Raw genomic sequence first — 8501 nt, forward strand, 5'->3', positions numbered from 1 at the left:
CGCCCGCCGTCCCCGACCCGGCCGGCCGCCACCCGGGCGGCCGGGTCGGGGACGGCGGGCGGGAGTCCGGCGTCTCCCGCCCGCCGCCGTTCTAGGCGCCCTTGGCGGGCAGTTCCTTGATCTGGATGTTGCGGAACGACACGTGGTCGGACGGGCCGTGGTTCTGCAGTCCGATGTAGCCGTTCTTCATCCGCTCCGGGTCCTTGTTGGTGAAGTCGTTGATCCTGACTCCGTTGAGGAACACCTGGATGCGGTCGCCCTCGACGCGGATCTCGTAACTGTTCCACTCCCCCGGCGGGCGCAGCGCGGCGTCACGGGCCTTGATGTCGGCCGACTGGAAGGAGTAGATGGATCCGGTGGTCCGGTCCGGCGCGTCGGTCGCGTCGATCTGGATCTCGTAGCCCTTGTTCACCGCCGACCAGGGGTCGTCGGAGGCGGGGAAGCCCACGAAGACACCGGAGTTGTCGTCGCCCTGCATCTTCCAGTCCAGCTTCAGGGAGTAGGACGTGAACTCCTTGGCCTGGTACCAGAGCAGACCCATGCCGCCCTCGGAGTGCAGTGCGCCGTCCTTGACGGTGAAGCCGCCCGGTCCGGCCTGCTTCCAGCCGTCGAGGGTGTGGCCGTTGAACAGGTCCCGGTAGCCCGTGCGCGGCTTGCAGTCCGCCTTCTCCTGGCCGGTGGCGTACTTCAGGCCGCCGAGCAGGTGGCTGCGGAAGCCGTCCTCGGCGTAGGACTCCTTGGTGTGGCCGAGGCCGGTGTAGAAGGAGCGGCCGCCCTGGTAGGCGTGGCACCAGGCGATCGGGTGGTCGCCCTTCATCCTGCCGCCCTGGTAGGTGGTCTCGTCCAGGGTGGCCAGGACGCGGACGTCGTCACGCGGGTTGGAGCGGTAGTCGTACCACTCGTCGGTGCGTTCCCACGCGTCGTCGAGGTCCTTGGTGGCCGGGTGGTCGTGCTCGGGTACCCGGACGGTGGCCTTCTGGATCTGCGGGTGCGAGGCGAAGTAGGCGCCGACCAGGCCGCCGTAGAACGGCCAGTCGTACTCGGTGTCGGCGGCCGCGTGGACGCCCATGTATCCGCCGCCGCCGGCGATGTACTTCTCGAACGCCTGCTTCTGGTCGGCGTTCAGGACGGTGCCGGTGGTGGAGAGGAAGACGACGGCGTCGTAGCGGGCGAGGTTGGCGGTGGTGAACTGCTGGGACTCCTCGGTGGCGTCGACGGTGATGCCGCTCCGCCCGCCGAGGTCCTTCAGGGTCTGGACGCCGGTGCCGATGGAGTCGTGGCGGAAGCCGGCCGTCTTGGAGAAGACGAGGACGCGCTTGTCGTTCTTCGCGGGCTTCTTGTCGGAGATCACGAAGTCGTCGACGTCGTAGAGCGCTCCGTCGCCGCCCTTGAAGACCAGGTACAGCTCGGTGGTCTTCTTCGGGAGCTTGCTGAGCGGGATGTCGATGCTCTGGAAGGTCTCCCAGCTGCCGGTCACCGGGACGATCCCGGAGCCGTGCAGGGTGCCGTTCGGCCCTCCGGTGCGGACCTCCAGGTAGCCGCCGGCGCCGCCGGAGGAGACCCGGGCGGTCAGCGTCTGGGCGCCGCTGAGGTTGTAGGGCTTGAAGGAGATCCAGTCGCCGTTGTCGATGTCGCCGACGGTCTTGCCGCCGTGCGCCTGGGTCTTGTCGTAGGTGCGGATGCCACTCTGGCTGCTGAAGTGCTCGGCCTGCCGCTGGCGGGGCTGGAGCACGATCTGGGCGTGGGTGGTCAGCGCGTCCTGGCCGCCGCCGCCGTTGTCGGTGTACTCGGCGTCGAGGACGCCGAAGATGTTGGCGTTGGGGTCGTGTTCGCCGTCGGCCGGCACGGTGATGGTGCCCTCGCAGCCGTTGGCCGAGGTGATCGGGTGGCCGTGGCTGTCGTGTCCGAGGATGTAGCGGACGGTGACCTTGGAGCAGTCGATCTTCTTGTCCTCGGGGTCGGTGACCTTCACCTTGAACGGGATGGTGTCACCGAAGTCGAACAGGGCGCCGTCGGCCGGGGTCTGGAAGGTGACGGTGGGCGCGGTGTTGCCGACGACCACGTGGACGTTGGCGGTGGCGGTGTAGCCCGTCGGGTCCGTCACGGTGACGGTGGCGGTGTACGTGCCGTTGGCACGGTAGGTGTGCTGGGGCGACTGGCCGGTGCCGGTGGTGCCGTCACCGAAGTCCCAGCTGTAGGTGAGGGCGTCGCCGTCGGCGTCGCTGCCCTTCGCGGAGAAGGACACCTTCAGGGGCGCCTTGCCGGAGGTCTTGTCCGAGGTGGCGGTCACGGTCGGCGCGTGGCCGTTGGTGACGTTCTCGATGCGGTAGAGCGCGGAGTTCTCGTCGCCGCCGAACCAGGACAGGCCGTAGTCCAGGACATAGAGGGCGCCGTCGGGGCCGAAGGCCATGTCCATCACCTGGGTCCCGGACCAGGGGAACGGGTTGATGGACCGGACGGTGCCGTCGTCGTCGTGCACGATCCGCTTGATCCAGCGGCGGCCGTACTCACCGGCGAAGAAGTCCCCGTCGTAGGACTCGGGGAACTTGGCGGCGGAGTTCAGGTCGGGGTCGTAGCGGTAGACCGGGCCGCCCATCGGGGATTCGGATCCGCTGCCGAACTCGGGGACCGAACCGCCGTCGTAGTCGATCCAGGCCGGCTCGGCCGGCGGAAGGTCGACCAGGCCGGTGTTGTTCGGCGAGGTGTTCTTCGGCGCCGAGCAGTCGAAGGCCGCGCCGGACTGCCGGGTGGCGAAGTCGTACTTGATGTACGCCTCGTTCTTGCCGACGCAGTAGGGCCAGCCGTAGTTGCCCGGCTTGGTCACGCGGTTGAACTCGACCATGCCGGAGGGGCCGCGGCCCGGGTTGGCGGAGCCGGCGTCCGGGCCGTACTCGCCGATGTAGATGTGGCCGGTGGGCTTGTCGATGCTGAACCGGAACGGGTTGCGGAAGCCCATCGCGTAGATCTCGGGGCGGGTCTTCGGGGTGCCCGGGGCGAAGAGGTTGCCCTCGGGGATGGCGTAGGAGCCGTCCGGCTTGACCTTGATCCGCAGGATCTTGCCCCGCAGGTCGTTGGTGTTGCCCGAGGTGCGCTGGGCGTCGAACGCCGGGTTGCGGTTGGGCCGCTCGTCGATGGGGGTGTAGCCGTCGGAGGCGAAGGGGTTGGAGTCGTCGCCGGTCGACAGGTAGAGGTTGCCGTCCTTGTCGAAGTCGATGTCACCGCCGACGTGGCAGCAGATGCCGCGGGACGCGGCGACCTCGAGGACGTTCTTCTCGCTGGCCAGGTCGAGGGTGCCGTCCTGCTTCAGGACGAAGCGGGAGAGCCGGTTGACGCCGTCGAAGGGGGCGAAGTCGGCGGCGGTGCCGTTCTCGGGGGCGTCGCCGGGCGGGGTGTTCAGCGGCGGCGCGTAGTAGAGGTAGACGAACCGGTTCTCGGCGAAGTCGGGGTCGACGCCGATCCCCTGGAGGCCTTCCTCGTCGTGGTTGTAGACGGCCAGCTTGCCCGCGACGGACGTGTTGCCCTCCGCGTCGGTCAGGCGCAGGGTGCCGTCGCGGGAGGTGTGCAGGACGCTGCGGTCCGGGAGGACGGCCAGCGACATCGGTTCGCCGACCTCGGCGGCACCCTTGGCGAGGGTGATCTGCTGGAAGTCCTCGGCGGCCGCCGCGGCCGGCCTGGTGGTCTCGGGGTCGGCGGCGCTCGCCGGCGGCGCGGCGAGCGCGAGCGAGGTGCCTGCGAGGAGTGAGCCGGTGAGGAGTGCGAGTGCCTTGCGGAATCTACGACGTTTTCTGTGCACGAAAATCCCTCCGGGAGGGTGGGGACGTACGTGGCGGATGTGATGCGCCGGGGTGCGCCGTCACCCCGGAGATGTGCGTGACCTGTACAACTCCGGGACCGTAGCTGGCTTTGTCGGAGTCGGATAGTCCTTGCACAGCAGAGAAGTTGAACTTTTTCCAGTCGCAGGACAAAGCGGTTTCCGGGCAGGCCGGAGCGGCGGGTGGCGCCCCGCGCCGCCCGAAGGGCGCGGGGAGCTGTGCAATCAGCCACAGCCCACCCGCGGCCGCCCTCGGGCAACGCGCCGAACGGCGCTCCCGCTCCCCGCTCCCCGCGGAGCTAGTCGCTGCCGAAGGCCGCGTCGAACGAGGCGCTCGGCGGGTCGAAGTCGAACTCCTTGAGCCGCCGCAGCGCCTCGGGGGCGCCCTGCAGCCGGTCCATGCCGGCGTCCTCCCACTCGACGGAGACGGGGCCGTCGTAGCCGATGGAGCGCAGCATGCGGAAGACGTCCTCCCAGGGGACGTCGCCGTGCCCGGCGGAGACGAAGTCCCAGCCGCGCCGGGGGTCGCCCCAGGGCAGGTGGGAGCCGAGGCGGCCGTTGCGCCCGTCGAGCCGTTTACGGGCCTCCTTGCAGTCCACGTGGTAGATCCGGTCCCGGAAGTCCCACAGGAAGCCGACCGGGTCGAGGTCCTGCCAGACGAAGTGCGAGGGGTCGAAGTTGAGGCCGAAGGCGGGCCGGTGGTCCACGGCCTCCAGGGCGCGCTGGGTCGTCCAGTAGTCGTAGGCGATCTCGCTGGGGTGGACCTCGTGCGCGAACCGCACGCCCTCGGCGTCGAAGACGTCGAGGATCGGGTTCCAGCGGGTCGCGAAGTCCTCGTAGCCGCGCTCGATCATCGCCTCGGGGGCGGGCGGGAACATGGCGACCAGGTGCCAGATGGCGGAGCCGGTGAAGCCGATGACGGTGTCGACGCCGAAGGCGGCCGCGGCGCGCGCGGTGTCGGCCATCTCGGCGGCGGCCCGCTGCCGTACGCCCTCGGCCTCGCCGTCGCCCCAGATCCGGGCGGGCAGGATCGCCCGGTGGCGTTCGTCGATGATGGCGTCGCACACCGCCTGCCCGACCAGGTGGTTGGAGACGGCCCAGCACTTCAGGCCGTACTTGTCGAGCAGCTGGTGCCGGGAGGGGAGGTACGACGGGTCGGTGAGCGCCTTGTCGACTTCGAAGTGGTCTCCCCAGCAGGCGAGTTCGAGCCCGTCGTAGCCGAAGTCGCGGGCCAGGCGGCACACCTCCTCCAGTGGTAGGTCGGCCCACTGGCCGGTGAACAGCGTGAATCTGCGCGGCATGGCGGCGGCCTCCTTCAGACGGCGACGGGTGTGTAGACGGAGTTCTTCTCGGCGCTCTCCTCCACCGCCGCGAGCACGCGCTGCACCTGCAGCCCGTCGGCGAAGGAGGGTTCGGGCCTGCTGCCCTCGGCGACCGCGTGGACCAGGTCGCGGGCCTGGTGGGCGAAGGTGTGCTCGTAGCCGAGGCCGTGGCCCGGCGGCCACCAGGCCTCCAGGTAGGGGTGGTCGGGTTCGGTGACCAGGATGCGGCGGAAGCCGGCGTGGGTGCCGGGTTCGGTGCCGTCGTGGTAGTACAGCTCGTTGAGCCGCTCCAGGTCGAAGGCCAGCGAGCCGCGTTCTCCGTTGAGTTCGATGCGCAGGGCGTTCTTGCGGCCGGTGGCGTAGCGGGTGGCCTCGAAGGAGGCGAGGGCGCCCGAGGCGAAGCGGCCGGTGAACAGGGCGGCGTCGTCGACGGTGACCTGTCCGGTGCCGGCCGTCGGGGCGCCGGACAGCCCGCTGGTGGCCGAGGCGGGCAGCGGCCGCTCCCGTACGAAGGTCTCGGTGAGCGCGGAGACCCCGGCCAGCGGCTCCCCCGCCAGGAACTGCGCGAGGTCGACGATGTGCGCGCCGAGGTCGCCCAGGGAGCCCGAGCCGGCGGACTCCCTGCGCAGCCGCCAGGTCAGCGGGAACCCGGGGTCCACCAGCCAGTCCTGGAGGTACGTCACCCTCACGTGCCGCAGGGTGCCGATCCGGCCCTCGGCGACCATCCGCCGGGCCAGCGCGGTGGCCGGCACCCGGCGGTAGTTGAAGCCGACCATCGCCAACTGGCCTCGCTCCTGGGCCGCTTCGGCGGCCCGTGCCATCTCCTCCGCCTCGGCGACGCTGTTGGCGAGCGGCTTCTCGCACAGGACGTGCTTGCCCGCGGCGAGTGCGGCCAGGGCGATCTCGGCGTGGCTGTCGCCGGGGGTGCAGATGTCGACGAGGTCGACGTCGTCCCGGGCGATCAGCGCCCGCCAGTCGGTCTCGGCGGCGGCCCAGCCGTGCCGGTCGGCGGCCGCTCGGACGGCCGCCGCGTCACGGCCGCAGACCGCGGCCAGGACCGGCCGCAGCGGCAGGTCGAAGACCCGGCCCGCGGTGCGCCAGCCCTGGGAGTGGGCGGCGCCCATGAAGGCGTATCCGACCATGCCGATGCCGAGCGGCTGCTTTCCTCCTTCTGCTCCATCGGGCTGCTGCGGCTGTCCCATACGGATGTCCTCCTCGTCCTCGTGGTGATGGCGTCGTGGGGGGGTGCGGGGCGGCACGGTCAGCGGAAGCCGGTGGGCATGTACTGGTCGACGTTGGTCTTGTCGACCACCGCCGAGAACAGCGTGATGGACGCCGGGATCTCGAACTCCGCCATGCCCGCGACGCCCTTGCCCTGACCCAGGGCCCGCGCCAGGTCGATCGCGGACGCGGCCATCGTCGGCGGGTACAGCACGGTGGCCTTCAGCACGCCCTTGTCCTGCTTGATCTGCTCGAACGCGGACAGGGCGCCCGCGCCGCCGACCATCAGGAACTCGTCGCGCCCGGCCTGCTCGATGGCGCGCAGCGCGCCGACGCCCTGGTCGTCGTCGTGGTTCCACAGCGCGTCGATGTGCTTCTGCGCCTGGAGGAGCTGCGCCATCTTCGACTGGCCGGACTCGACGGTGAACTCGGCCGCCTGCCGGGCCACCTTGGTGATGTTGGGGTAGTTCTTCAGCGCGTCGTCGAAGCCCTGGGTGCGCTGCTTGGTCAGCTCCAGGTTGTCCAGGCCGGCGAGTTCGACGACCTTGGCGTTCTGCTTGCCCTTGAGCTTCTCGCCGATGTACTGCCCGGCGTTGAAGCCCATGCCGTAGTTGTCGCCGCCGATCCAGCAGCGGTACGCCTGCGGGGAATTGAAGATCCGGTCGAGGTTGACGACCGGGATGCCCGCGCGCATCGCCTTGAGGCCGACCTGGGTGAGGGCCTTGCCGTCGGCGGGCAGGATGACCAGGACGTCGACCTTCTTGTTGATGAGGGTCTCGATCTGCCCGATCTGCGCGGCGGTGTCGTTGGAGCCCTCGGTGATCTCCAGGGTGACGTCGGAGTACTTCTTGGCGCGGTTCTTGGCGTTCTCGTTGATCGCGTTGAGCCAGCCATGGTCGGCCTGGGGTCCGGCGAAGCCGATGGTGACCGGCTTGCCGGGCTTGTCGGCGGCGGCGGGCTGGTCGTTCGCCGCGGGCTTGTCGTTCTTGGGCTCGTTGCTGGTGCAGGAGGTGAGGAGGGCGGCGGCGCCGACGGCGGCGCCGCCGAAGAGCAGACCTCTGCGGCTCTGTATCTGGGGCATGGCGATGACCTTTCCGATGAGGGCCGTATCCGATAGGGCCGTGTCCGACGAGGGCCGTACGGAGCGGGCGGCTCGGCGGGCTACGGGGTGGAGGCGGTGCGCCGCTGGACGAGGACGGCGGCGACGATGATGGCGCCCTTGGCGATCTGCTGGACGTCGCTCTGCAGGTTGTTCAGGGCGAAGATGTTGGAGATCGTGGTGAAGATCAGGACCCCGAGGACGGAGCCGACGATGGTGCCCCGGCCACCGCTCAGCAGGGTCCCGCCGATGATCGCGGCGGCGATGGCGTCGAGTTCGTACAGGTTGCCGTTGGTGTTCTGGCCGGACCCCACCAGGGCGAGCAGCAGGAAGGCCGCGATGCCGCAGCACAGCCCGGACAGCAGGTAGAGGTAGAGGCGCTGGCGGCGGACGTCGATGCCGGCGAGGCGGGCCGCTTCCGCGTTGCCGCCGACGGCGACGGTGCGCCGCCCGAACGTGGTGCGGTTCAGCAGCAGCCAGCCGATGACGGTGACGGCGGCGAAGACGAGGACCAGCGGCGGTATGCCGAGGACGTACGCGTCGCGGTTGCCGAGCCGCAGGATGCCGTCGATGGAGACGGTCTGCGTCTTGCCGCCGGTGATGTGCAGGGCGAGTCCGCGCGCGGAGGCGAGCATGGCGAGCGTCGCGATGAACGGGACCATGCCGCCGTACGCGATGAGGACGCCGTTGACGAGTCCGCAGCCGACACCGACGAGCACCGCGGTGAACAGGACGCCCGCGAAACCGAACTCCTGGGTGGCGACGGTGGAGGCCCACACGGAGGAGAGGGCGACGATCGCGCCGACGGACAGGTCGATGCCGCCGCTCATGATGACGAAGGTCATCCCGACGGTGACGACGCCGATGATGGACGACAGGGTGAGCACCAGTTGCAGGTTGCGGGTGTCCAGGAACTCGTCGGGCTTGGTGATGCCGCCGATGAGGACGAGGGCGGCGAGCACACCGAGCAGCGACAGGGTACGCGCGTCGGCACGCGCCCACAGGAGGCGCAGCGGGCCGGCGGCGCCGGCCGGGGCGTCGGCGCCGC

At 70.1% G+C, this 8501-nt stretch carries 5 protein-coding genes; all 5 read right to left on the bottom strand.

Annotated features, from left to right (window positions below):
• Positions 1-91: 91 nt before the first annotated feature.
• Positions 92-3793, bottom strand: coding sequence for a ThuA domain-containing protein (locus tag C1I97_RS25285; protein ID WP_111005475.1), 3702 nt, complete (start codon positions 3791-3793; stop codon positions 92-94).
• Positions 3794-4110: 317 nt separating this feature from the next.
• Positions 4111-5112 carry a sugar phosphate isomerase/epimerase family protein gene (locus C1I97_RS25290; RefSeq protein WP_111005476.1) on the bottom strand — a complete coding sequence of 334 codons (1002 nt, stop codon included), beginning with the start codon at positions 5110-5112 and terminating at the stop codon, positions 4111-4113.
• A 14-nt stretch (positions 5113-5126) separates the two neighbouring features.
• Positions 5127-6335: a Gfo/Idh/MocA family protein gene (locus tag C1I97_RS25295; RefSeq protein WP_111005477.1), complete on the bottom strand. Its 1209-nt coding sequence runs from the start codon at positions 6333-6335 to the stop codon at positions 5127-5129.
• A 59-nt stretch (positions 6336-6394) separates the two neighbouring features.
• Positions 6395-7435 (bottom strand): substrate-binding domain-containing protein, encoded by a 1041-nt coding sequence (locus C1I97_RS25300; protein ID WP_111005478.1) that lies wholly within the window; start codon positions 7433-7435, stop codon positions 6395-6397.
• A gap of 80 nt (positions 7436-7515) precedes the next feature.
• On the bottom strand, positions 7516-8466 hold the full coding sequence (locus C1I97_RS25305; RefSeq protein WP_441349148.1) for an ABC transporter permease: 951 nt from the start codon (positions 8464-8466) through the stop codon (positions 7516-7518).
• Between the last annotated feature and the right edge of the window lie 35 nt (positions 8467-8501).

It is taken from the genome of Streptomyces sp. NTH33 (assembly GCF_003236365.1).
In the GTDB taxonomy this organism is placed as follows: Bacteria; Actinomycetota; Actinomycetes; order Streptomycetales; family Streptomycetaceae; genus Streptomyces.